A 21,413-nucleotide genomic window follows, 5' to 3' on the forward strand; every position below is an offset into this window, starting at 1 on the left:
GTCGTCTCGAAGGACGAGGCGCTTGCTCAGGCTGCTCCAAGAGGCTTTCTCCATGACAGCAGCGCCCGCGCTCGGCGCCGATAACAAGACTGAGGTGCCGCTCAAACGCCGATTGAGGCGTGCGGAGCGGACACGCCAGGTCAAGGCATTGGCGCTGGTCCTGCCGCTTCTGCTGTTTCTGCTCTTCACCTTCGCAGGTCCCATCGCCGGCATGCTGTGGCGCTCGGTCGAGGACTGGGAGGTGCGTCAGGTCCTGCCGCAAACGGTCGCTGCTCTTGCCAGTTGGGACGGCAAGGACTTGCCGGATGAAAACGCCTATGCGGCGCTTGCAAGCGACATCCTGGCGGCGCGCGCCGCCGGCACCCTTGCGATTGCGGCCAAACGGCTCAACTACGCGCTGAACGGCTTCCGCACGATCCTGACCAGCACAGGACGCAATCTGAAGGCGGTGCCTGAGCCCGGTACGGCCAGGGAGACGCTGGGCAGGATCAACCCCGCCTGGCGCGAACGCGCCACCTGGACCACGATCAAGGACGCCGGCGGCCCGATCACCGGCTTCTACCTGCTCGCCGCGCTCGACCTGACGCGAAACGCCGACGGCGCGATCGTCGCCGCACCACCGGATCAGGCCATCTACCGCGACATTTTCCTCCGCACCTTTTTCATCAGCCTCGCTGTCACGGCCCTCTGCCTGATTCTCGGCTTTCCGGTCGCCTACCTCCTGGCGACGCTGCCGCCCGGCCGGTCGAACCTCTTGATGATCTTCGTGCTGCTGCCGTTCTGGACGTCGCTCCTGGTTCGCACCTGCGCCTGGATCGTCCTGTTGCAGAGCAAGGGCGTCGTGAACGATAGTCTGCTCTGGCTCGGCATCATCGACGCACCCTTGCGCCTGATCTACAACCGCTTCGGCGTCTGCGTTGCCATGACCCACGTTCTGCTGCCGTTCATGATCCTGCCGCTGTACAGCAGCATGAAGGCGATCTCGCCCGCCTACATGCGTGCCGCCGCTTCGCTCGGAGCACCGCCCCTCACCGCCTTCCTACGGATCTACCTGCCGCAGACCCTGCCTGGCATCGGCGCGGGAAGCCTGCTCGTCTTCATCCTGGCGCTCGGCTACTACATCACGCCGGCCCTCGTCGGCGGCGCCGCCGACCAGATGATCAGCTACTTCATCGCCCTCTACACGACCGAGACGGCCAATTGGGGCCTTGCTTCGGCGCTGGGCGCGGTGCTGCTGCTCGCCACCGTTCTGCTCGCTCTCGTCTACGGCAAGCTGGTGCAGGGCCAGCAGGTCACGGGAGGGATGAAGAATTGAGCGACAATTCCTCCTTGCGCACCCCCAGCCAGCGCATCGCGTGGACCGCGACTATCGTTGTCTCCACGCTGGTGTTCATCTTCCTGATCGCGCCGATCCTTGCGATCATGCCGCTGTCGTTCAGTTCCAGCTCGTACCTCACCTATCCGCTGCCGGGCCTTTCCTTGCGCTGGTACGACGACTTCGTCAATTCGCCGCGCTGGATGAACTCGCTCAAGAACAGCGTGATCATCGGCGTCGCCTCGACGCTGTTGTCCATGGTCCTCGGCACGCTGGCCGCGCTGGGGCTGGCGCAGTGGAAGAGCCGGTTCAAGCCGCTCGTGCTGGCCTTCGTGCTGTCGCCGGTGGTGGTGCCCGGGGTCATCACCGCGGTCGGCCTGTACTTCTTCTTCGCGCCGATCGGGCTGACCGGCAGCTATCTCGGCCTGATCCTGGCCCACACCGCGCTGGCGACGCCCTTCGTGGTGATCACGGTCGGGGCGACGCTGCAGAGCTTTGACACCAACCTGGCACGCGCCGCCGCCTCGCTCGGCGCCTCGCCAATCTACGCGTTCCGTCGCGTGATCCTGCCGCTGATCCTGCCGGGTCTGGCATCAGGCGCGCTGTTCGCGTTCGCAACCAGCTTCGACGAGGTGGTGATCGTGCTGTTCATGGCGGGTCCCGAGCAGCGCACCCTGCCGCGCGAGATGTTCAGCGGCATCCGCGAGAACATCAGCCCGACCATCACGGCAGCGGCGGTGATCTTGACGACCGTCTCGGTCATCTTGCTCGCCACCCTGGAAGCCCTGCGCCGACGCAATGAACGGCTCAAGGGCAGCGGGGGTTGAGGACGCAGGAAGTTAAAGACACGACAGCGCGCCCGGTGAAAACCAGGCGCGCTTCGTTCAGGCAGTTACGCGAGCCGCATTACTCCGCGTACTTGAACTGCGGCATGTTCTTCAGCTCGTCCTTGCTGGCATTGAACACGGCGTGGTCCGGGTACCATTTTGACGCGGACGACGTCGATGCGGTCGCTGCGGGCCTGTCGGTACCGGTCGCAGCGCCGGTCGTCGTGCCTGCGGGCCGGGCGCCGGTGTTCGCGCCGGTGCCGGTATAGGCGACGGGCTCGTTGACGAACTTCAGCTTCTCGTAGGGCACGGCGACCAGATGCTCGCCCATGCCGAGGAAGCCGCCGACTCCGATCACGGCGATCTTGATGTCACCGTTCTTGTCCATCAGCAGGTCGTTGATCGTGCCGATGTTCTCGTTGGCCTCGTTGTAGACCTTCAGGCCATCCATCTTCGAGGTACGCCACTGGCCGGAAGCCGTCGTGGTCGTTGCGGTGGCCGCAGGGGCCGCCTTGTCGGTGGTGGCGGCGGGCGGCGTTTGCGCGATTGCGACGGTCGCAAGTAGCGCGGTACCGGCGAGGCCGGTGACGATCGATTTCATCAACATTGTTGTCCTCTCCTTCACAGAAAACTCGTGCGGAGAAAACCGCTCTGATCGGGCGCAGTTCCGTGCGCGCCGCAATTTCGTCGCGCCATGCGCGAACTGTTCCTGCGTCACTCAGGAACATTTTGCGGTGCACGGTTCCCCGCCGAGGATCATGCGCATTAGGGCAAGGCAGGACCGCGGCGAAGACCGCGCCGACCCGGCGTCGCCGAAGTCAGCTCTTGTAGTCGATCAGGAGCGCGGCGAAGCTCGAATTGCCGGTTGAGCTGCCATTGGCACCGTAGGAGGATGCTGACGATTGCGATTGCTGCAGCGCCTGGAGGAATTGCTGGAGGATCTCGGCGGTGGTCTGGTCCGTCGAGCTACTGCTCGTCGAATCCGTCGTCGTCGAATCCGAAGAGCCGTCGTCCGGCGGCGGACCGCCTGGTCCACCCGCGAAGGCGGACTGAAACACGCTTTTCAGCTCCTCGGCCTGTTCGGAGGTCAGCGTCCCGTTCGACACTTCGCTCGAGATGAGGTCCTCGATCTTCGACTGCATCTCGTCCTTGGAGGGAGGCGCGCCGCTCGACCGGCCGCTCGATCGGCTCTGCTGGAGCGCCGTGTCGATATCCGTCAGCGCCGTCGAGAGCGCGGACTGGTCCGACGACGAGATCGTGCCGGCGGAGACTTGCGACTGCAATTCCTGCTGAAGCCGTTGCAGTGGCGATTGATAGCTGCCGGCGGAGGCCGCCGAGATCGAGGTCATGATGGCTCCCTTGGTTTTGCGGGTTTCGCCGCGGACCACGCCACGGTATGGTTAACGGCCTTAACGAGAGCTTGCCGCTCGGCGGTGGGGCGATTGCCGTCCGTTGCTGACCGCCAGGTAGAAACAATTCGAAACAAAAATCTTCGCCTTTTGGCCGGAATTTTGGACAAACAAGGTCCATGGCCATTCCCAATCCCAACATCCTGGTCGTCGAGGACGACCGCGAAACCCGGACGCTGATTGCGAAATATCTGCGCAACAACGCCTGCAACGTCACCGCCGTCGCCGACGGCCGCGAGATGTCGCGCGCTATGGCCGACCACCGCGTCGATCTCATCATCCTCGACGTCATGCTGCCTGGCGACGACGGCCTCAGCCTGTGCCGCAAGGTGCGCGCCGAAAACCAGACGCCGATCATCATGCTGACCGCGCGCGGCGAGGACGTCGACCGCATCGTCGGGCTCGAGATGGGCGCGGACGATTATCTGCCGAAGCCGTTCAATCCGCGCGAGCTGCTCGCCCGCATCAACGCGGTGCTGCGTCGCCAGGCGGTCGCGCAAGCGGCGAGCTCGGTCGACGGTGCCTCCGCGCTCACCTTCGAAGGCTGGCGCATCGATCTGCGCTTGCGCGAGCTCCGCAATCCCGCAGGCGCGCGCGTCGCGGTGACCAGCGCCGAGTTCGACCTGCTGCGCACGTTCTGCGAGCGGCCCGGCCGCGTGCTGTCGCGCGACAGCCTGCTCGACCTCACGCAGGGGCGCAGCACCGGCTCGTTCGAGCGCTCCATCGACGTGCTGGTCAGCCGCATCCGCCGCAAGATCGAGCCCAATCCGGCCGATCCCACCCTGATCAAGACGGTGCGCTCCGGCGGCTATCTGTTCACGCCACGAACCGAGGTCGCGAAAACCGAGGCAGCAAGCGCCGAAGCGACCGCAGTGCCCGTGAGCAGCTGAGGGGGACGACGATGAAGCCGTTCTCGTTCTTCCACCTCAAGGGTATCGGCGGGCAGATCGCCGCGCTGGTGCTGGCCTCGACAGTGGCGCTCCATCTCGTCATCACCACCGCCTTCCTGATTATCCGGCAGGACCGCCCTGATGCCCCGCCGGACCGGGCGCATCAACTGGCCGATGCCGCGCTGCTGCTCGAGGCGGCGGAGGCGAGCGAGCGTCCGCGCCTCGTCACCGATCTCGCGCGCGCCTTCCCCGGGCTCGGCATCGAGATGCTGGCGCCCGGCACGGCCAATCTCGCGGAGAGCGACAGCCTGCATCTGCGCTGGATGCGCCGCCATCTCGGCCGCGCCTCCAAGACCGGACGGCTGGCTTCAGGCAGCATCGAGCCCCGTATCGGCGTGCAATTGCCCGACGGCACCGTGATCGCGGGCCATGTCGATGGCGCCCCGCGGCCGTTGTTCTCTGGCGCGCCCTGGCTGATGGCACTGATGAGCGCCTTCATCTGCGTCACCGTGCTCGGCCTGTGGGCGGCGCGCGCGCTGACGAGACCGCTGTCGTCCTTCGCCGCGGCGGCGGAGAATTTCAGCCTCGACGGCGCCGCCGAGCCGCTGCCCGAGCGCGGCCCGCAGGAGATCCGCGCGGTGGCGCGCGCGCTCAACCGCATGCACGAGCGGATCGTGCGGCTGATGTCGGACCGCACGCGGATGCTGGCCGCGATCAGCCACGATTTGCGCACGCCGATCACGCGGCTGCGCCTGCGCGCCGAGTTCATCGAGGACGAGAGCAACCGCAAGCGCATGCTGATGGATCTCGACCAGATGCGCGCGATGCTGGAATCGGTGCTGTCGCTCTTGCGCGACGACCGCAAGGTCGAGGCGGTGACGCTGGTCGACATCGCCAGCACGCTCCAGCTCGTCGCCGATCAGTTCGGCGACATGGGCCATGTCGTGCACTATGTCGGGCCGGCGTCCGCGACCGCCGCCGCGCGGCCCGACGATCTGCATCGCGGCGTCACCAACCTGGTCGAGAACGCGGTGCGCTTCGGCGCCGAGGTGACGATCCGCCTCGACGTCTCGGACACCATGCTCGTCATCGACGTCGAGGACGACGGCCCCGGCATTTCGGATGCGCGCAAGCAGGAGATGCTGGAGCCGTTCGTGCGCGGCGACGACGCGCGCACCATGGACTACTCCACCGGCTTCGGGCTCGGCCTGTCGATCGCGCGCGCAATCGCGCTCGGCCACGGCGGCGAGCTGTCGCTGCATGACCGCGCCCCGCGCGGCCTGATCGTGCGGATGCGATTGCCGGTCTCGCAGGCACCGCGCCTTGCCGCCTGATCAAGCCGCGAGCGGCGGGTGCTCGATCGCCTCGTGCGGGAAGATCGCCACCGCCTCGAAGCGGTAATTGCAGGCGTGGCAGGTCCAGAGATAGGAGACGCGGCCTTCGCCCGGCTCGATCCAGTCAGGGAACGGGATCGGTGTGCCACATTGTGCACAAGGGTTCTGCTTGGGAATGTCGTCGATGTCTGCAGGGGTCATGGACGTCTCCCGAGTGCTGGCTTTGACTAGCGATTGTTGGGCGAATGCGCGAAATGGACAGACCCGCTGTCGCGTAAGGCGCTCCACCAACTCCGAGCTTAACCCAGGTTTAAGTCGCAAAAGCGACGAGCCGGCGAAAATCGCCGTTGGTGACATTTCGCCACATCATCGCCGTGTTCCCACGGCCTAACGCGCTGGGGCGCGGGTCCGTTCTGCCGAGGAATATTTCGATGAAAATCTTACGAATTGTCGCGCTGCTCGCGGCCGGATTGACGTTGCCGCAGGCAGCTTTTGCCGGGCAAGCCGAATATGCCGAGATGGTGGCCGCCCATGCCCGCGCCAACGGCGTGCCGGAAGCACTGGTGCATCGTGTCATCATGCGTGAGAGCCGCTATCAGCCGCATGTGGTCGGCCGCGGCGGTACCATCGGGCTGATGCAGATCAAGCTCGCGACCGCCCGCGGGGTCGGCTACACCGGTGATGCCGCCGGCCTGCGCGATCCCAACACCAACCTCACCTACGCCGTGAAGTACCTCGCCGGTGCCTACCGCGCCGCCAATGGCGATCACGCGCGAGCCGTGCGTTATTTCGCGGGCGGCTATTACTATGCTGCAAAGCGCCAGCGGCAGGAGGCGGTCCAGGTCGCCCATGCGGGCGAGACCATGGGCCAAGGCACTATGGGCCAGCCCTGGCTCGAGCCGAACGGCAATCCGCAGCCGATGTTCGCCGCTCCGACCCACGGGAAGCTCGCCCAGCGCGTCCGTAACGCGCGGGCGCAGGTTCCCGCTCATTGATCTCCGTTATGGCCGGGCTTGTCCCGGCCATCCACGTCTTGCATCTGCGCCAAGAACGTGGATGCCCGGGCCTTCGCCTCGCCGAAGCGGCTTTGGCCGCGCAGGCGGGACAAGCCCGGGCATGACGACTGTTACCGCGTTGACCACCCCATCCTGCTGGCATACATTACCACCGTTCCGAGGGGTGCTCCGAGGAGGAGCTGAGATACCGCTAAATGGGCAATACCGCCCAGGACCGCGGTGACCCTTTGAACCTGATCCGGGTCATGCCGGCGAAGGGACAGGGATGTTGCAGACCATCAAGCGACCGGATTCACCGGTATCCATCATCGGCGCAGGCATCGCGGGCGCCTGGCAGGCGCTGCTGTTCGCGCAGGCCGGTCACGCCGTCACCTTGCACGAGCGCGGTGACGAGGCGATGACGGATGCCACCAGCCATTGGGCCGGCGGCATGCTCGCGCCCTATTGCGAGGCCGAAGTCGCCGAGCCCATCATCAGCCGTCTGGGGCTGCGCTCGCTCGATCTCTGGCGGCGCGAGCTGCCGGACACGCCGTTCAACGGCTCTCTGGTCGTCGCCCACCCGCGCGAGCGCAACGATTTCGAGCGGTTTGCGCGCATGACCGCGGATCACCGCCGGCTCGATGCCGCCGGCCTTGCCGCGCTCGAGCCGTCGCTGGAGGGCCGCTTCCGCGACGCGCTGTTCTTCCCCGCCGAGGGCCATGTCGAGCCGCGCCGCGTGCTGCCGCAGCTGCACGAGCGCATCAAGGCTGCCGGCGGCACCATCAAGTTCTGCAGCGACGTCACCGCGAACGAGCTTGCAAACCTGAATCCTAAAAGCATCGTCATCGACTGCCGCGGCCTTGGTGCCCGCGACGAGCAGAGCGAGCTTCGCGGCGTCAAGGGCGAGATGATCCTGATCGAGACGGACGAGGTGCAGCTGGCGCGCCCGGTGCGGCTGATCCATCCGCGTTGGCCGCTCTACGTGATCCCGCGCGAGAACGGCCTGTTCATGCTGGGCGCGACCTCGATCGAGGCCGAAGACACCGGCGTCAGCGTCCGCTCCGCGCTGGAGCTTTTGGGCGCGGCCTACACCGTGCACCCCGCGTTCGGCGAAGCCCGCATCGTCGAGGTCGGTTCGGGGCTTCGTCCCGCCTTTCCCGACAATTTGCCGCGCATCGGCATTCGCGATCGCAAGATCAGCGTCAACGGCCTCTACCGCCACGGCTTCCTGATCGCGCCTGCGCTCGCCGAGCTGACGCTCGCCTATGTCGAGCGCGGCCAGATCGACAACGAGGTAATGCAATGCTCCTGATCGTCAACGGCGAGCCGCGCGAGGTGAACGCGGCCAGCGTCGATGCGCTGCTCGCCGAGCTCGACTACGAAGGCAGCCATTTCGCCATCGCGCTGAATTACGACGTCGTGCCGAAAAGCCGCTGGGCCGAGACGCGACTGAACGCCGGCGACGAGATCGAGATCATCACGCCGCGGCAGGGAGGGTGAGCGGAATGCCGAATATCTCATCCTCGTCATTGCGAGGAGCGAAGCGACGAAGCAATCCAGTCTGCCGCCGCGGTGACGGACTGGATTGCTTCGCTTCGCTCGCAATGACGACGAAGCTGACACCCCCGCCCGCAATATCAAAGATACTCCCGGAAACACCGACATGGTGACCTTCTACCGCAAAACCTTCGCCTCCCGCCTGCTGATCGGCAGCGCGCTCTATCCCTCGCCTGCGATCATGCAAGGCGCGATCCGCGCCTCCGGCGCCAACATCGTCACGGTCTCGCTGCGGCGCGAATCTGCCGGCGGCAAGACCGGCGATGCGTTCTGGAAGCTGATCCGCGAGCTCGACGTCACCGTGCTGCCGAACACCGCCGGCTGCCGCACCGTGCGCGAGGCGGTGACGACGGCCAAGCTCGCCCGCGAATTGTTCGGCACGAGCTGGATCAAGCTCGAGGTCATCGCCGACAACGACACGCTGCAGCCCGACGTCGTCGGCCTGGTCGAAGCCGCCGGCATCCTGATCAAGGACGGTTTTGAAGTCTTCCCCTATTGCACCGAGGACCTCTCGGTCGCGAGCCGCCTGGTCGAAACGGGGTGCAAGGTGGTGATGCCGTGGGCCGCGCCGATTGGCAGCGCCAAGGGCATCACCAACCGCGATGCGCTAAAACTGTTGCGCGAGCGGCTGCCCGACATCACGCTGGTGGTCGACGCTGGCCTCGGCGCGCCTTCTCACGCCGCGCAGGCGTTCGAGCTCGGCTATGATGCCGTGCTGCTCAACACCGCCATCGCCAAAGCCGCCGATCCCGTCGCAATGGCGAACGCCTTCCGCCTCGGCTGTGAGGCCGGCCGCACCGCTTACGAGGCCGGGCTGATGAACGCCCGCGACTTCGCCTCGCCCTCCACCCCTGTCGTTGGGACCCCGTTCTGGCATGCCGTATCCTGATCGCTTCTATCCCGTGGTTGATAGCCTGGCCTGGGTCGAACGCCTGACCAAGCTCGGCGTCGGCACCATCCAGCTGCGCGCCAAAGAGCTGAACGACGCCGACGCGCTGCAGATCGTCACCGACGCGCTGGCCATCACCAAGGACACGCAGGCCAAGCTGGTGGTGAACGATTATTGGCGCGCAGCGATCGTTGCGGGTGCACAATACCTGCATCTCGGCCAGGAGGATCTTGCAGACGCAGATCTCGGCGCTATCCGCGAGGCCGGCCTCAAGCTCGGCATCTCCACCCATGACGACGCCGAGCTTGAGACCGCGCTGGCGGCGAAGCCCGACTACGTCGCGCTCGGCCCGATCTTCTTCACGACCCTGAAATCGATGCGCTTCGAGCCGCAGGGCATTCCCAAGATCACCGAATGGAAGCAGCGCATCGGCACCATCCCGCTGGTTGCCATCGGCGGCATCAAGTTCGAGCACGCCGCCGAGATCTTTGCCGCGGGCGCGGATTCCATTGCTGTTGTCTCCGACGTCACCCAAAACCCCGACCCCGATGCCCGCGTGCGGCAATGGCTCGACGGTTCGAAGGAGGCGGCGTGATGATCGCCCCGCTCCCTCCACTCGTCATTGCGAGGAGCCCTTGCGACGAAGCAATCCAGACTGCTTCCGCGGATGCATTTCTGGATTGCTTCGCTGCGCTCGCAATGACGGAGCAAGAATTCACCAGCGTCGTCCCGGCGCCCAAGCATACGAATTAACCGGAGGATCCCATGAACATCCGCTCCAACCCCGATAAAACCGTCCCCGCCGTCACCACCGGCCCCCTGCCCTCCTCGCGAAAAATCTTCGCGACCCCCGACGCCGCGCCTGATATCCGCGTGCCCTTGCGCGAGATCATCCTGTCCGAAGGCGCGGGCGAGCCGAACCTGCCGGTCTATGATACCTCGGGCCCTTACACCGATCCCTCCGTCACGATCGACGTCAACGCCGGCTTGGCGCGCAACCGCAAGCAATGGGTGCTGGAGCGCGGCGGCGTCGAGGAATATGAGGGCCGGCAGATCAAGCCGGAGGACAATGGTAGCGTCTCCACCGACAAGGCCGCGCGCGCCTTCTCGGCCTATCACAAGCCGCTGCGCGGCCTCGACGGCCACAAGGTGACTCAGCTCGAATTCGCCCGCGCCGGCATCATCACCAAGGAGATGATCTACGTCGCGGAGCGCGAAAACCTCGGGCGCAAGCAGCAACTCGAGCGCGCCGAAGCCGCGCTCGCCGACGGCGAAAGTTTTGGCGCCTCGGTGCCCGCCTTCATCACCCCGGAGTTCGTGCGCTCGGAGATCGCGCGCGGCCGCGCCATCATCCCCTCCAACATCAATCACTCAGAGCTTGAGCCGATGATCATCGGCCGCAACTTCCTGACCAAGATCAACGCCAATATCGGCAACTCGGCGGTGACCTCGTCGGTCGAGGAAGAAGTCGAGAAGATGGTGTGGGCGATCCGCTGGGGCGCCGACACCGTGATGGACCTCTCCACGGGCCGCAACATCCACACCACGCGTGAGTGGATCCTGCGCAACTCGCCGGTGCCGATCGGCACCGTGCCGATCTACCAGGCGCTGGAGAAGTGCAACGGCGATCCGGTCAAGCTGACCTGGGAGCTCTACAAGGACACCTTGATCGAGCAGTGCGAGCAGGGCGTCGACTATTTCACCATCCACGCCGGCGTGCGCCTGCAATACATCCACCTCACCGCCAGCCGCGTCACCGGCATCGTCAGCCGCGGCGGCTCCATCATGGCGAAGTGGTGCCTGGCGCATCACAAGGAAAGCTTCCTCTACACCCATTTCGACGAGATCTGCGACCTCATGCGCAAGTATGACGTCTCGTTCTCGCTCGGCGACGGCCTGCGTCCAGGCTCGATCGCGGATGCCAACGATCGCGCGCAGTTCGCGGAGCTGGAGACGCTCGGCGAACTGACGAAGATCGCATGGGACAAGGGCTGCCAGGTCATGATCGAAGGCCCCGGCCACGTGCCGATGCACAAGATCAAGATCAACATGGACAAGCAGCTCAAGGAATGTGGCGAGGCGCCGTTCTACACGTTGGGACCGCTGACCACCGACATCGCGCCGGGCTACGACCACATCACCTCGGGCATTGGCGCCGCCATGATCGGCTGGTTCGGCTGTGCCATGCTCTGCTACGTCACGCCGAAGGAGCATCTCGGCCTGCCCGACCGCAACGACGTCAAGACCGGCGTGATCACCTACAAGATCGCCGCCCACGCCGCCGACCTCGCCAAGGGCCACCCCGCCGCGCAACTGCGCGACGACGCCCTCTCGCGCGCCCGGTTCGAATTCCGCTGGACCGACCAGTTCAACCTCGGCCTCGACCCTGACACGGCAAAGAACTTCCACGACGAAACGCTGCCGAAGGAAGCCCACAAGGTCGCGCATTTCTGCTCGATGTGCGGCCCAAAATTCTGCTCGATGAAGATCACGCAGGACGTGCGGGATTACGCGGCGACGCTGAATGATCCGAACAGCGTGGGGATGTCGATGGCCGGCACCGCCGAGGACGGCATGGCCAAGATGAGCGCGAAGTTCAAGGAGATGGGCGAGAGCTTGTATTTGGATGCGGAGAAGGTGAAGGAGAGCAATCGGGTGTTGTGAGCCGGCAGCTAATCTTCGACTCCTGCATCCGCCCGACTGTACCTAAAAACCGGTGTGAGCCCGCTCACACCGGGAAAAATCTCCAACAAATGATCCGTAACGTGACACGAATACCTTTGAAGAGGCCCAGACAGTAGCCCACCTTCCTGCAGAAGACCCATACACACTTGCAAAAGCGACGCGCTTCTCGGAAATGTGTCAGCAGAAAAAAGACGCAGCCTTCTCTCCATTTCTGCCATAGCTATCCCAAAATCAATCCTCTTGTGAGAAGCCCGCACCAAGCTCAGTAGATTGTCCGCAAATCGGGACATATCTTTTGGATTTGCCTCAGACGGTATAATTTCGTCCCTTACGAGCCGCTCGATCAAACTTACTACCTGACGTTTTGTCTCGATCTCCGGCCAAGGTGCCTCAACTATACCACCAGCCAGCTCTTCAAATTGAAGAATAGACAAGTCCAATTGCTCTGCCGCAGCCTTCAATTGCGCCGCAAGTCTCAGCCTCCTCCAATCGACTGTGTCGCTCTTGTAAGTGAGCGGATGGGTCGCAACTATCCAGGCATGCTCAAATGCGGTTCGAATCTGGATTTCGAACTTTATGTCGTAGATGCTTTCGACATCCGCGTCGATTCCTCCCGGTCTCACCAACACCCCATACAGCCGGGTCGAATCGAATCGAAATAGATCGGGCGGCTTCCTCGCCGATGTCCTAAGTTTAACGTCCTGTATCCGAAATACCCCCTCACAATATTCGATCGCTTCTGCTTCATGCCGAAGGGTAGGCACCACCAACGTGACTGCGACGAGATCATCGATCTCGGAAAATGAGCGATAACGCCCAGTTTCAATCTTCTCGGCAGCTGATTCGATCGTCTTAATTCGCGCAATGAACGGCAGCATGTTTTGACGCGAATATGTCAACAACGCAGCGGTTACTCGCTGCTCGACTACTTCGAGACGCGGTCTCAGACTTGCATAAATCGATATGAGTTGTTGCGGAATGTTCACAGCAGGCTCATGGCAAAGGGTCAACAGGCGTTGCTTGCCGTCCACGACACTGTATTTTGCTATCCCGTCCGGAGTGATGTTTTCGTACAGAAAGATCGCTGGACATGGGTAGTCGTTGAGAACCGTATCGATAAAAAACTCTTTGTACGGCTGATTCCAGATACTCCTCCGCTGATAAGGAGGGTCCATATCCAGAAGCTTTCGCTTGTACAGATCCCATAGCCACGACAACGATTGAAACGTCGCTTTCCTTTGCATAATCTTCTTCCGACCTTCGTGGCGTATTCAGAGCAATACCCTTCTCGCAACCCTACGACGCAACGCGCCAAGTTAGCAAGTAACGCTAGGCATCTTGCGCTCAGATTGCTAAAAGCTTCTGTTAGCACATCTCGTGCAGGCGCGCTGGTCTGATAGAGCGTGCAGGTGCATACTGAGGACGACATCCACTGCCTCCCCGACCAGCTCCCCCCAACCTCCGCCTCGTCTCGTCGGCACCGCCGCCTCGACGCGCTCGGCGGAGCTCGGGCACTATTACGCCTATCCAGGCAACCGCTTCTGGCGCGTGATCCATAAGGCCGGCATCACGCGCCGCTATCAGCCGCGTGAGTTTGCTGAGTTGATCGAGCTCGGGATCGGCTTCACTGATCTCTCCAAGACAGGCGCCTCGACAAAAACCTCCTCCACGCCTATCCTGATAGCATGAACATCATTCGTCGCACGCTGGACATCGACGCCGAGACCGACGCTCGTTTGCGCGAGATGGCCGACGAGCGCGGGCAGGATGTCGCCGCCGTGCTCGCGGAGGCCGTGGCGCTGCTCGATTCCGTGGTCGATATTGCCGGTCCCGACATCGCCGAGGATCGCCGGCGACTGGATGATTTCCGAAAGAGCGGCGCCGCCGTGTCGCTCAACGAGGTGAAGGACTGGGTCGCGAGCTGGGGATCGGCAAAAGAGCTGCCGCGACCGGTGCCGCGCAGGATCGGATGATCCTGCTTTCGCCCGACGCTGTCGAGGACGTCGAGCGATTGCGCCTTTTTCTCGATCAACACAGCCCGGCCGCCGCGCAACGCGCTCTCGCGTCGATTTGGCGCGCCATCGAGCGGCTGGAGGAGTTTCCCAATTTGGGCATGCAGACCGAAGATGCCGAGCTTCGCCAGATCGTGGTTCGCTTTGGCGCGTCGGGCTACATCGTCCGGTATGCCGTCTTGGCAGAAGCGCGAGACATCCTGATCACGCGAATCTGGCACGGCCGCGAAGCCCGCAAGACGGACGAGTGAGTGGTGCCACGGACGATTGCCTTGCCTGCTTCCCACCGCCTCCCCGACCAGCTCCGCCCCAACCTCCGCCTCGTCTTCGTCGGCACCGCCGCCTCGACGCGCTCGGCCGAGCTCGGGCACTACTACGCCCATCCCGGCAACCGGTTCTGGCGCGCGCTCCATGAGGCCGGGATCACGCCGCGGCGCTATCAGCCAAGCGACTTCGCATCGCTGATCGAGCTCGGGATCGGCTTCACCGATCTCTGCAAGACGGGCGCTGGGATGGATCACCAGATCGCGGCGGAGACGATCGACGTGCCGGGCTTTCGGACGAAGATGAACACGTACCGGCCGCGGACGATCGCGTTCACAAGCAAGAAGGCGGCAAGCTTGTTTTACGGCAGGCCGTCAGATGCGATTGCGCTGGGACGCCAAACGCGCGATGCAAGCTGGCCCGAGACATTCGTGCTGCCCTCGCCCTCGGGTGCTGCGTCGGGGAGTTGGACGCTGGAGCCGTGGCGCGAACTTGCGGCGTGGATCGCTGCACTCGATGCTCCAGGCCCACAGACCTCATCCTGAGGAGACCGCGAAGCGGTCGTCTCGAAGGATGGCCGCGGACGAGGTGGGGCCTTTCATGGTTCGAGACGGCGCTTCGCGCCTCCTCACCATGAGGGTCTGGCTTCGTCACGCGTCGGAAAGATGGGACCGCTTGTCGGATCCTCCACTGGCCGATCGTCCTGTGAACACATGGCGTGATTGCCTAGGAGCCTCCGATGCCCACCATTACCGCCTTCGAAAGCTCTCCCGATCGTGGCCGAGGACAGGCGCGCGACATGCGGGTACGTTGGGCGCTGGAAGAGGTCGGGCAGCCCTACGACGTCCGCCTCCTCTCGTTCGCGACAATGAAGCAGCCCGCGCATCGCGCGCTGCATCCGTTCGGGCAGATCCCGACCTATGAGGACGGCGATCTCACGCTGTTCGAATCCGGCGCGATCGTGCTCCACATTGCCGAGCGCCATGATGGCTTGCTGCCGAAGGATGCCAACGCGCGCGCCCGCGCCATCGCATGGATGTTCGCCGCGCTCAGCACGGTCGAGCCGCCGATCGTCGAGCTCGGCATGGCGATGCTGTTCGAGCGCGACAGGAGCTGGTACGCCGAGCGCCTGCCCGGCTTGCAGGAGCGCGTGCGCATCAGGCTCGGCGAATTGTCCCGCCACATCAGTGAAGCCGACTGGCTCGACGGCGCATTCAGCGCCGGCGACCTCATGATGGTGACGGTGTTGCGGCGATTGAATACGTCAGGACTGCTCGACGAATTTCGCGACATCGCCGCCTATGTCGCCCGCGCCGAGGCGCGGCCGGCGTTCAGGCGGGCGTTCGAGGCGCAGCTGGCGGTGTTTCAGGCGGCGTCGCGTTCGTAGGCGGGTCAGCCCACTTCAGCTCAGCTGGGCCAGCTCGCGCGCGAGGTTGGCACGGGCCTGGCGGTCAAAGCTCGCGGCGAAGACCGGATCGGGAAAGATGACCTCGCGTGCCGCGAAACGGCGCAGCACGCGGGCACGGCCGGCCCGATAGTCCTCCTCGGCGACATGGCTGAACTCCCGGCGGATCGCGGCGGCGTAGGCGTCGTAGCGGGCGGGATCGGCGCCGAGAATGCTGAGGTCGATCGAGATCAGGATCGCCCCAAGACGATCGCCGGGGAGAACGTCGTGCGTTCTAGTCAGGCGGATCAGGCGGCCGACCTCCTGGCGAAGCTCGGCGCGAACGTGCTGCTCGGCAAGCTCCGCGCTGCGCTCCTCGTTGTCCGTCCGCGTCGGATCGTAGACGGCGTCGTGCCACCAGATCGCTTCCGACAGCGTCTCGCGCTCGGCGGCCGAAAGACCCTCGGCGCGCGCGAGCGCCGCCAGGCAATCCTCGATATGCGCGAGATTGTGATAGTGGCGGCCGGGCGCCGCATAGGCAGCGACCAATTCGTCGCGGGTCATGGGCGAAGTCTCACATCGTCGATCTTGTCCTTGTTGATGGCCATCGTGATCTCCCGGACCAGAGGATTGCGGTCATCCTATTGCGCAAAAGGCAATTCGCAAATGGCGCTCTGACGTAGCCCGGATGAGCGCAAGCGATATCCGGGGAGCCCATTCCCGCATGTCGCTGCGCTCATGCGGGCTACGAGGATTGCATCCGTTTCTACTCCCTAGCATGCTGGCCTCCGCCACCCCGGAGGCGCCCGCCCATGCTGACCCTCTACTCCTACCCAGAACTCTTCGGCGTCGCCGACAACAACGGCTACGGCCTCAAGGTCTATGCGTTTCTCAAGCTCGCGGGCGTGCCGTTCGTGCATGAGCACGTCTTCGATGCCTCGGCCGCGCCGCGCGGGCAGCTGCCTTACATCGTCGACGACAGCGAGATCATCGGCGACAGCGAGACCATCATCGCGCACGCGACTAAGAAATACCGCCTCACGATCCACGCCGGCTTGTCATCGGAACAGCGCCGCACCGACCATCTCGTCACGCGCATGCTGGACGATCTCTACTGGGTGATGTCCTATTCGCGCTGGAAGGACGAGCGCTTCTATCCGGCGTTCCGCGACGCCTTCATCGCGCAGCATCCGCAGATCGACCCTACCGGCTTCGAGAAGGCCAAGGCCTACAACGCGCAGCGCTATCACTTCCAGGGCATCGGTCGCTACACGCCCGAGCATGCCTACGCGCGGGGGCTCGCTGACTTGCAGGTGCTGGCGGACATCGCGCCGGCGCAAGGCTTCGTACACGGCGCGGCGCCGACGAGCGTTGATGCCGGCATCTACGGCTTCATCGCCAACATCTATTACTTTCCGATCCCGACGCCGCTGAAGGCCTTCGTCGATGCGCACGCTAACCTCGTCGCACATTGCGAGCGGGTGCATGCGATGGTCGGGAAATCGTAGGGTGGGTTAGCCTCGGGCGGCGCGAAGCGCTGTCCGAAGCGTAACCCACACTGTTCGTCTCCGGAGACGCCAAAGAGGTGGGTTACGCCCTGCGGATTCGCTTCGCGCATCCGCAGGGCTAACCCACCCTACTCCACCCTTCTACCGCATCGTGATCGCAAGCCCGCTGAGATCCGCATTCGCCATCAACCCCACCTGCGTGCCCGACAGCTCCAGCACTGCGCCCTTCTGGTTGGTCAGCACGATGGCGCGGGCGCCGGAGCCGACGGCGATGCCGGCACCGGCGGCGCCGTAGACGCCGGCAACGTCGGAGGGACGGTTGATGTTGGAGACGCGGCCGCGCAGCACGGTCTTGGATCCCCCGAACACGAGGCCGTAGTCGAGGCCGCCGGTGGAGAGCCCATACGAGCGGCCGCGGAAGTTGAGCACGCCCGAGCCGCCCGAGCCGCCGATGATCCAGCCCGCCTTGTAGATCGTCAGCGTCACGAAGCCGCTGTCGGCCTGCGCGGTCGTCGAGAGGCCAGCCAGGGCGACGATGGCGACGCACGCGGCGCGGAGGGTGGATGCGAGCTTCATGGGGGTCTCCGGGGGCTGTTTTTTAAAGGAGGGTTCGAATCAGACGGAGCGAATGTACCTGATCGATCGGGGCGGCAACATGATCGGCGGGCGTTTCCGCAAGCAAGGCGGCGGCGAGACTCGCGGAAGGTCCTCATGCTCCGTCATTGCGAGCCAACGGGTCCGCGCGAAGCGCGGCCCGATGACAGGCTCCGCGAAGCAATCCAGAATCGCTCCGCGGCGGCAGTCTGGATTGCTTCGTCGCAAGGGCTCCTCGCAATGACGGGTGAATGGCCTGCTCTCTCGCCACGCGCAGGCCGCACGCGGGGAGAGGCGAAGACCACCAACCGCCAGCATGCCATAATGCCCCTGTTTTGCCCGACGGAGCAACCGAATGCTTCGCGTTTGGCGAATTCTGGAAAACATCAATGATTTCCGTGCGGCGCCTACTGTGCATGGGGTTGTTTTCGCACTTTTGTTTTGAGCATCCCCGCGCCAGCCGCTACGCTCCTGCGTCCGCCCCCGTCCTGAGGTGATCCCATGCCGATCCAGCATTTCGCGCCCCCGCCGCACGTCAAGGCGCCGCCGCTGTCCTTTGCGACGCGGGTTGGCGACCTCCTGTTCGTCTCCGGCATTCCCGGCTTCGATGTATCAGGCGCGCTGCCCGACGGCTTCGAGGCGCAGTTCGCCAATGTCGTCATCAACATCAAGCGCGTGCTGGGCGAGGCCGGCGCCGGGATGCATGATCTCGTCAAGGTCAACGTGCTCCTGACCCGCGCCTCGGACGTCGCCGCGATGAACGCGCTCTATGCCGGCGCCTTCGGCCCGCCGCCCTACCCGGCGCGCACCACATGCGTGGTGCAGGCGCTGCCCGATCCGAAGATGCTGATCGAGATCGAGGCGGTCGCTTCGCTCGCCAAGTAGGAGCCTGGTCAGCTGCGTGTGACCTATCGGGCACGCGTCCAAACCAAATGCTCATGGCACGGCTGACATGTCCGTGAATGGCGGCTCCCCGGCTTGCAAAGGACCTGCTTTTACCGCACGAATTTTTCGGTCCCATGTCCCACCGCCCATGTCCCACCAGGAGATACTTCATGCGTCGCCTTCTCGCGCTCAGTGCCGTTGCCGGCATCGCTAGTTCCGTGTTCGCCGTGCCCGCCTCCGCGAAGGTCGGCTATTACGTGATCCGCTGGGACAACACCGGCATCTGCCAGGTCTGGAACGAGGACCTGCAGTACAAGCCGTTCCAGTTCGGTGTCTCGACCTACAAGGTCGTCAGCAAGCCGTTCCCGACCTTCCAGCAGGCCTCGGACCTGCAGATCAAGATGCGCACCGAGCGGAAGTGCACGCTCTGAGCCGGACGCGAGAGTAGCGTTTGAGGGCGGGTCGCGCGGGCGATCCGCCCTTTTGCTTTGCGTGGCCTGAAGCGTTTCCCGGCCGCAATCAGACCTGTCCCGCGCACATTTTTTGAACCTCGGCGGCGGGTGGAACTACTCACATCTTGTCCGGGGCGCATGCCAAGCGCGTCCCGCACCACCCCTCCCCGTCATTGTCGGGAGGCGCATCACATCATTCATTTGAGGAGCTGATCATGCGTCGTATTTCCATGCTGTGCGCTGCCGCCGGTCTTGCCGTCACCGCGTTCGTCGCCGCGAGCCCGGCCGAAGCCAGCTATCATCTGATCCGCTGGCAGGACACCGGCTTCTGCCAGATCTGGGACGAGAGCATCCCGACCACGCCGTGGCCGGCCGGCTATCACCGCGCCAGCGCTAGCGTGCCGACCTTCGTCGATGCACTCATGGTCAAGGACGCCGCGCTCAAGAGCGGTAGCTGCAAGTGGTAAGGTAATCGATCGGCGGACGAAGAACCGGGCAAGGACGCGGGCGTCCTTGCCCGGTTTGCTTTTCGAAGGCCCGAGACGCTCACGCGTCCTTGTGCGCGCCGGGATGGATCAGGATGTCGCGCGCGGCGGCGAGGTCGATGAAGGCTTCGGCGCTGCCGCCCTGGTCGGGATGCAGGCCCTTGGCGGCGCGGCGATAGGCCTGGTTGATGTCCTCGCAAGTGAGCTGCACCGCGAGCGGCAGGCCGAGCATCTTGCGGGCGCGGTCCTCGCTGGAGAGCTTCTTCGGCGCGGCGTTACGGCGGCCGAAGCGCGGCGCGGTCAGATCGTGCACGACCTCGAGCACCACACTGATACGGCGCTGGGCCGCCAGCGTCACGCTGTGATCGTCATTGTCGACGGCCTGGCGCAGCACCGGCAGCGCCTGCTCGGCAGCCTGGCGCAGCGTGACGTCGCTGCTCATCCGCGCGATCTCGGCCACCAGCCGGCCGGCCTCGGCCCAATCCGGCGCTTGCGCCGACCGCAGCCGCTCCAGAGCGAGTTTCCAGGTTTCGAGCCGTTCCATCATGCGCGCAACGTTTAGCAATCAGGATCAGTATGCCAAGGCCGCCGTTTCCGACCCCTTAATTTCGCGTTAGCGTTTCGTGAAACTTCGAAACGAAAACGGGAGGAAACTGCCATGGCGCTGCTCGCAAACCACATCGCTGTCGTCACCGGCGCCGGTTCCGGAATCGGCCGGGCGATCGCCACCGGCTATGCGCGGGAGGGCGCGCAGGTCGTGCTGCTCGACGTCAACGCCGAGACGGCGGCGGAGGCCGCGCAGGAGATCCGGACAGCGGGCGGCAAGGCCGAGAGCTTTGCGCTCGACGTCGTCAGGCGCGAGGATTGCTTCGCGCTCGCCAGGCAGATCGCGGACAAAATCGGGCAGGTCTCGATCCTCGTCAACAATGCCGGCATCACCCGTCGTAACGCCTTCACCGCGGAGACCGAGACGGTGGCGAAGGACTGGAACGACATCATCTCGCTCAACCTCACCGGCGTCTTCAACGTGACGCAGGCGTTCCTCGCGCCGTTGCGCGCGAGCAAGGGCCGCATCGTTAACATCGGCTCGATCCAGTCCTTCGTGCATCTGCGCACGCCGAGCTCGGCGGCCTACACCACCTCGAAGCACGGCGTGCTCGGCTTCACCAAGGCGCTCGCGGTCGAGCTCGGCAAGGAAGGCGTGCGCGTCAACGCGATCGGCCCCGGCTTCATCGAGACCAACCTCAACGCCAATGTGCGCGCGACCAATCCGGCGCTGGTGCAGGCCTTCATCGATCACACCCCGCTGGCGCGCACCGGCAAGCCCGAGGACATCGTCGGTCCCGCGGTGTTCCTCGCCTCCGACCTGTCGGCCTATGTCACCGGAACCATCGTGATGGTGGACGGCGGCTATCGCACGGTGTGAGGGATGCGAGGCTCGCACCAATCGCGGCGGCATCTGGGCATTCTCAAGATCAATTCGGTGCAGCCCCTCCAATTAACCTTTCATTAACCAAACCGGACCACCGTAGATTCACGGCTTGGGGGTCGTTGGTTCTCGATCCGCTTCCGACGATGGAAGCGGGCGTTGATCGGGAGGTGTTTTGATGACCACTGTTCATGTCGCCGCGTCCGGGCCGGACGCACAATTCCTTGCCCCGAACCAGATCGTTCCGCTTCTGATCGGTGCCACCGTCGACGAGGTCGAGCGTGAGCTCGTGCTCCAGACACTGGCGCGCTGCGACGGCAACCGCACGCGCGCCTCGCGCGTGCTCGGCCTTTCGGTGCGCACGCTGCGCAACAAGATCAGGCTCTATGCCGCCTCCGGCATCGACGTGCCCGCCTGTCAGGATTAGCGCCCAGCGACGACGCGCTGCGCAGCCGCGCGATCGATGAGGCGGCCGCTCGCGCCGCCGATTGATGTTGAT

General features: G+C 64.5%; 27 protein-coding genes, 1 pseudogene and 1 riboswitch. Of the genes and pseudogenes, 21 read left to right on the forward strand and 7 right to left on the reverse strand.

All coding sequences use genetic code 11. The features are described from left to right. The first annotated feature begins 52 nt into the window (after positions 1-52). Positions 53-1,315 carry an ABC transporter permease gene (locus I6F21_RS01285; RefSeq protein WP_225182683.1) on the forward strand — a complete coding sequence of 421 codons (1,263 nt, stop codon included), beginning with the start codon at positions 53-55 and terminating at the stop codon, positions 1,313-1,315. After that, positions 1,312-2,142, forward strand: coding sequence for an ABC transporter permease (locus tag I6F21_RS01290; RefSeq protein ID WP_036013270.1), 831 nt, complete (start codon positions 1,312-1,314; stop codon positions 2,140-2,142). The genes I6F21_RS01285 and I6F21_RS01290 overlap by 4 nt, the downstream gene beginning before the upstream one ends. Before the next feature lie 79 nt (positions 2,143-2,221). On the opposite strand, the gene I6F21_RS01295 is transcribed toward I6F21_RS01290, so the two are convergent. Then, on the reverse strand, positions 2,222-2,749 hold the full coding sequence (locus I6F21_RS01295; protein WP_036013268.1) for a PRC-barrel domain-containing protein: 528 nt from the start codon (positions 2,747-2,749) through the stop codon (positions 2,222-2,224). Positions 2,750-2,960: 211 nt separating this feature from the next. Next, complete coding sequence (locus I6F21_RS01300) at positions 2,961-3,491, reverse strand: hypothetical protein (RefSeq protein ID WP_225182684.1); 531 nt, start codon at positions 3,489-3,491, stop codon at positions 2,961-2,963. 179 nt (positions 3,492-3,670) lie between these two features. Here I6F21_RS01300 and I6F21_RS01305 point away from each other — a divergent pair, with 179 nt between their 5' ends. Both I6F21_RS01305 and I6F21_RS01310 read left to right on the forward strand, forming a co-directional pair. After that, positions 3,671-4,441 (forward strand): response regulator, encoded by a 771-nt coding sequence (locus I6F21_RS01305; protein WP_225182685.1) that lies wholly within the window; start codon positions 3,671-3,673, stop codon positions 4,439-4,441. A gap of 11 nt (positions 4,442-4,452) precedes the next feature. Further along, a complete protein-coding gene (locus I6F21_RS01310) occupies positions 4,453-5,775 on the forward strand; it encodes an ATP-binding protein (protein WP_225182686.1) in 1,323 nt (440 codons plus the stop codon). On the opposite strand, the gene I6F21_RS01315 is transcribed toward I6F21_RS01310, so the two are convergent. Then, entirely contained in the window at positions 5,776-5,976 is a 201-nt protein-coding gene (locus tag I6F21_RS01315) for a hypothetical protein (RefSeq protein ID WP_036013259.1), read from the reverse strand. Positions 5,977-6,206: 230 nt separating this feature from the next. On the opposite strand from I6F21_RS01315, the gene I6F21_RS01320 reads away from it, so the two are divergent. From I6F21_RS01320 to thiC, 6 genes are all read left to right on the forward strand, one after another. Further along, positions 6,207-6,770 (forward strand): lytic transglycosylase domain-containing protein, encoded by a 564-nt coding sequence (locus tag I6F21_RS01320; RefSeq protein WP_225182687.1) that lies wholly within the window; start codon positions 6,207-6,209, stop codon positions 6,768-6,770. 170 nt (positions 6,771-6,940) lie between these two features. Continuing rightward, positions 6,941-7,069, forward strand: a riboswitch (TPP riboswitch). Then, positions 7,057-8,082 (forward strand): FAD-dependent oxidoreductase, encoded by a 1,026-nt coding sequence (locus I6F21_RS01325; protein ID WP_225182688.1) that lies wholly within the window; start codon positions 7,057-7,059, stop codon positions 8,080-8,082. Its footprint overlaps the riboswitch before it by 13 nt. Beyond that, positions 8,073-8,270: a sulfur carrier protein ThiS gene (gene thiS, locus I6F21_RS01330; protein ID WP_225182689.1), complete on the forward strand. Its 198-nt coding sequence runs from the start codon at positions 8,073-8,075 to the stop codon at positions 8,268-8,270. The genes I6F21_RS01325 and thiS overlap by 10 nt, the downstream gene beginning before the upstream one ends. Before the next feature lie 163 nt (positions 8,271-8,433). After that, complete coding sequence (locus I6F21_RS01335) at positions 8,434-9,216, forward strand: thiazole synthase (RefSeq protein ID WP_225182690.1); 783 nt, start codon at positions 8,434-8,436, stop codon at positions 9,214-9,216. Continuing rightward, positions 9,203-9,811 (forward strand): thiamine phosphate synthase, encoded by a 609-nt coding sequence (locus tag I6F21_RS01340; RefSeq protein WP_036013245.1) that lies wholly within the window; start codon positions 9,203-9,205, stop codon positions 9,809-9,811. The genes I6F21_RS01335 and I6F21_RS01340 overlap by 14 nt, the downstream gene beginning before the upstream one ends. Positions 9,812-9,981: 170 nt before the next feature. Next, positions 9,982-11,880 carry a phosphomethylpyrimidine synthase ThiC gene (gene thiC / locus I6F21_RS01345; protein ID WP_225182691.1) on the forward strand — a complete coding sequence of 633 codons (1,899 nt, stop codon included), beginning with the start codon at positions 9,982-9,984 and terminating at the stop codon, positions 11,878-11,880. Between the two features lie 8 nt (positions 11,881-11,888). Here thiC and I6F21_RS01350 read toward each other — a convergent pair whose 3' ends face one another. Further along, on the reverse strand, positions 11,889-13,145 hold the full coding sequence (locus I6F21_RS01350) for a DUF262 domain-containing protein (RefSeq protein ID WP_225182692.1): 1,257 nt from the start codon (positions 13,143-13,145) through the stop codon (positions 11,889-11,891). 188 nt (positions 13,146-13,333) lie between these two features. On the opposite strand from I6F21_RS01350, the pseudogene I6F21_RS01355 reads away from it, so the two are divergent. The 5 genes and pseudogenes from I6F21_RS01355 to I6F21_RS01375 form a co-directional block, all read left to right on the forward strand. Further along, positions 13,334-13,551 (forward strand): annotated as a pseudogene (locus I6F21_RS01355) (uracil-DNA glycosylase family protein); the annotation flags it as partial. Positions 13,552-13,586: 35 nt separating this feature from the next. After that, on the forward strand, positions 13,587-13,874 hold the full coding sequence (locus tag I6F21_RS01360; protein WP_225182693.1) for a hypothetical protein: 288 nt from the start codon (positions 13,587-13,589) through the stop codon (positions 13,872-13,874). Beyond that, the gene (locus tag I6F21_RS01365) at positions 13,871-14,164 is read left to right on the forward strand and encodes a type II toxin-antitoxin system RelE/ParE family toxin (protein ID WP_225182694.1); all 294 of its coding nucleotides are present in this window, start codon (positions 13,871-13,873) and stop codon (positions 14,162-14,164) included. Before I6F21_RS01360 ends, I6F21_RS01365 begins: the two co-directional genes overlap by 4 nt. A 21-nt stretch (positions 14,165-14,185) precedes the next feature. Beyond that, positions 14,186-14,722, forward strand: a complete 537-nt coding sequence (locus tag I6F21_RS01370; RefSeq protein ID WP_225182695.1) for a mismatch-specific DNA-glycosylase — start codon at positions 14,186-14,188, stop codon at positions 14,720-14,722. A gap of 194 nt (positions 14,723-14,916) precedes the next feature. Then, on the forward strand, positions 14,917-15,564 hold the full coding sequence (locus I6F21_RS01375) for a glutathione S-transferase family protein (protein WP_225182696.1): 648 nt from the start codon (positions 14,917-14,919) through the stop codon (positions 15,562-15,564). Positions 15,565-15,579: 15 nt separating this feature from the next. On the opposite strand, the gene I6F21_RS01380 is transcribed toward I6F21_RS01375, so the two are convergent. Next, a complete protein-coding gene (locus I6F21_RS01380; RefSeq protein ID WP_225182697.1) occupies positions 15,580-16,125 on the reverse strand; it encodes a phosphohydrolase in 546 nt (181 codons plus the stop codon). A gap of 248 nt (positions 16,126-16,373) precedes the next feature. Here I6F21_RS01380 and I6F21_RS01385 point away from each other — a divergent pair, with 248 nt between their 5' ends. Beyond that, entirely contained in the window at positions 16,374-17,069 is a 696-nt protein-coding gene (locus I6F21_RS01385; RefSeq protein ID WP_225182698.1) for a glutathione S-transferase family protein, read from the forward strand. A gap of 141 nt (positions 17,070-17,210) precedes the next feature. On the opposite strand, the gene I6F21_RS01390 is transcribed toward I6F21_RS01385, so the two are convergent. Next, positions 17,211-17,645 (reverse strand): hypothetical protein, encoded by a 435-nt coding sequence (locus tag I6F21_RS01390; RefSeq protein ID WP_036013234.1) that lies wholly within the window; start codon positions 17,643-17,645, stop codon positions 17,211-17,213. A gap of 519 nt (positions 17,646-18,164) precedes the next feature. Here I6F21_RS01390 and I6F21_RS01395 point away from each other — a divergent pair. The 3 genes from I6F21_RS01395 to I6F21_RS01405 all read left to right on the forward strand — a co-directional run bounded on the left by I6F21_RS01395 (position 18,165) and on the right by I6F21_RS01405 (position 19,467). Then, positions 18,165-18,548 carry a RidA family protein gene (locus tag I6F21_RS01395; RefSeq protein ID WP_225182699.1) on the forward strand — a complete coding sequence of 128 codons (384 nt, stop codon included), beginning with the start codon at positions 18,165-18,167 and terminating at the stop codon, positions 18,546-18,548. A gap of 170 nt (positions 18,549-18,718) precedes the next feature. Continuing rightward, positions 18,719-18,979, forward strand: coding sequence for a hypothetical protein (locus I6F21_RS01400; RefSeq protein WP_036013227.1), 261 nt, complete (start codon positions 18,719-18,721; stop codon positions 18,977-18,979). 236 nt (positions 18,980-19,215) lie between these two features. After that, positions 19,216-19,467: a hypothetical protein gene (locus I6F21_RS01405; protein ID WP_036013225.1), complete on the forward strand. Its 252-nt coding sequence runs from the start codon at positions 19,216-19,218 to the stop codon at positions 19,465-19,467. Positions 19,468-19,546: 79 nt separating this feature from the next. Here the strand turns inward: I6F21_RS01405 and I6F21_RS01410 are convergent, their stop codons facing one another. Next, the gene (locus tag I6F21_RS01410; protein WP_225182700.1) at positions 19,547-20,032 is read right to left on the reverse strand and encodes a J domain-containing protein; all 486 of its coding nucleotides are present in this window, start codon (positions 20,030-20,032) and stop codon (positions 19,547-19,549) included. A 111-nt stretch (positions 20,033-20,143) separates the two neighbouring features. On the opposite strand from I6F21_RS01410, the gene fabG reads away from it, so the two are divergent. Next, positions 20,144-20,911 (forward strand): 3-oxoacyl-ACP reductase FabG, encoded by a 768-nt coding sequence (fabG, locus tag I6F21_RS01415; protein ID WP_225182701.1) that lies wholly within the window; start codon positions 20,144-20,146, stop codon positions 20,909-20,911. Between the two features lie 181 nt (positions 20,912-21,092). Further along, the gene (locus tag I6F21_RS01420; RefSeq protein ID WP_157281651.1) at positions 21,093-21,341 is read left to right on the forward strand and encodes a helix-turn-helix domain-containing protein; all 249 of its coding nucleotides are present in this window, start codon (positions 21,093-21,095) and stop codon (positions 21,339-21,341) included. Positions 21,342-21,413: the final 72 nt, after the last annotated feature.

The sequence above is a fragment of the Bradyrhizobium sp. NBAIM03 genome, from assembly GCF_020194055.1.
GTDB lineage: Bacteria > Pseudomonadota > Alphaproteobacteria > Rhizobiales > Xanthobacteraceae > Bradyrhizobium > Bradyrhizobium yuanmingense.